The sequence below is a fragment of the Xenorhabdus sp. Sc-CR9 genome (assembly GCF_963897815.1).
In the GTDB taxonomy this organism is placed as follows: domain Bacteria; phylum Pseudomonadota; class Gammaproteobacteria; order Enterobacterales; family Enterobacteriaceae; genus Xenorhabdus.
In genome coordinates, this window is sequence record NZ_CAWQTY010000045.1 from 1 (window position 1) to 2,119 (window position 2,119).

The 2,119-nt window shown below is 35.4% G+C and carries 2 protein-coding genes; one reads left to right on the forward strand and one right to left on the reverse strand.

The window, feature by feature from the left end:
• Nucleotides 1-103: 103 nt before the first annotated feature.
• A complete protein-coding gene (locus AACQ81_RS02660) occupies nt 104-733 on the reverse strand; it encodes an AMP-binding protein (RefSeq protein WP_237388440.1) in 630 nt (209 codons plus the stop codon).
• Between the two features lie 402 nt (nt 734-1,135).
• On the opposite strand from AACQ81_RS02660, the gene AACQ81_RS02665 reads away from it, so the two are divergent.
• Nucleotides 1,136-1,885 (forward strand): SDR family oxidoreductase, encoded by a 750-nt coding sequence (locus AACQ81_RS02665; protein ID WP_237388441.1) that lies wholly within the window; start codon nt 1,136-1,138, stop codon nt 1,883-1,885.
• The last annotated feature ends 234 nt before the right edge of the window (nt 1,886-2,119 follow it).

Here is a 2,119-nt window from a genome sequence, read left to right on the forward strand (position 1 = left end):
GTTTCTTTAACAACGGATAAATGTTCAATCAGGGTCATAGGTAAGCGATTAGAAGAGAAATAAGGCTAATTAGATCATGCTATTAATTTTCATTCAATAGATGTTAAAAAAGTATGCTCGCGCCCTGGTGAGAATAGACCACCAGCTTGGGTTGCCCGCTGGTACCCGAAGTTGAATTAATGCTGATAGCTTCCTGTTCGTTAATTTGAATAAATGATAAGCTCTTTGATGTGTATTCAGTTATTAGTGATTCATAATGAATAAGTTCGTGTTCAGGTAAAAATATTGGAGTGATTGAACTATTATCATCAATAATAATGATCTTAATTGGATTATTGAAATAAATATCGTTTAAGAGTGAAATAAATTTCTTATCAAGAATTAATACCTTGGGACTTAGTTTTTCAAAGACAAAATTTAATGTTGCTGAATCTGTCCGGGTGCTCAGAGCATTGAGAATGCCACCAGCTAAAGGGACAGCAAAATGCAATTCAAGTAATTCGTGGATATTAGGTAAAATGGCTGTTACTACGTTTCCTTTTTCAACTCCCATTTGTTGTAATGAGACCGCGATTCTTTCACATCGTCTGGCATATTGGTGCCAAGTCCAACAATATTTTCCATCAATTATGGCAATGCCATCACCATTGCTTAAAATAGCTCTTTTGAGAAATAAAATAGGGGATAATGCTGTGCCATCATACTCATTTAAGAATGAATTGTCACGATTCATATTTTTTACCTTATTTTGTTATGTTGTTGAAAATAATAGGTAGCAATGAGATAAGTAATGTCATATTAATTTAAGTTCATTGAATGTAGAATTATTTTATAATAATACATGGTGAATTTTTTTATCAATGTATTTTATATCCACACTTAAGGCTTTCATTCAAATATTCCTCCATGTTTTATATTTTTTAATATGCTAGTTTTATTTATTGAGATTGATAGTTTAACTATTTAAAAATAGACTGAAAAATTACATTTAATCTTATAGAAAACTCTACCATCTAATAAATAGCATTCAATAATTGTAGAACGTTTCCTTACTCTTTGCGCGTAGAGGAGTAAAGAAGCCTCATAACTTGAACATCTCACTATTATGAAAACCTATTTATAAAAGGAAACCATCATGTTTCATTTAACGGGAAAAATTGCTTTTGTTTCAGGAGGAACTAAAGGAATTGGTAAAGGTATTGCTAAAGTGTTAAAGCAAGCCGGTGCCGTAGCTATTATTGCAGGCACGGATAAAATCAAGGGAGAGTCAGTTGCCAAAGAATTGGGTGTTGATTTTATTCTTCTTGATGTTAAAGATCAGGTTGCATGTAAAAGCGTGATTAATAGAATTGTTGAAAAATATGGCAGGCTAGATATTCTTTGTTCCAATGCGGGTATTTTTCCACAACATTATATTAAAGATATGACCGCTGAAGATTGGGATTTAGTGCATACAGTTAATCTTAAGGGAACGTTTTTATTAGTACAGGCCGCCTTGAATGTGATGGAAAAACAGCGCTACGGGCGTGTTGTTATCACTTCATCAATAACTGGTGAGATAACAGGACTCTCGGGTTATAGTCATTATGGTGCCAGTAAAGCAGGGCAATTGGGATTCATGCGCAGCGCTGCATTGGAATATGCGGGTCAGGGCATTACGATTAATGCTGTTATGCCGGGCATGATTATGACCGAAGGGTTACAGGCATTCGGCGATGATTTACTCAACTATGCTGAAACCATAACCCCAATGCGAACGCTGGGGGCACCGGAAGATATTGGTTATGCAGCTTGTTTTTTAGCTTCCGATGAAGCGAAGTACATCACAGGGCAAACAATTGTAATTGATGGTGGGCAAGTCCTGCCAGAAGTACAGGAAGCCTGATTGTCTTTACAAAGATTGTCGTAAGGCGGAAGAAAAGGGTAATATTGCTATCCAATAAACACAGGGAGGGGAGTTATGTTCTCTTCCTGATTTTTTATTGTTTAAACTAGAGCGTGTTGATCTTTTTGGTATAAAAAGCAAGCAGCAAATGGGGCTGTTATAATGGTTTCGCCAAAAATCAAAACAATTACCCCAAATGCCAAGACTAATGTTAACAGATGATAGCTGGAAATT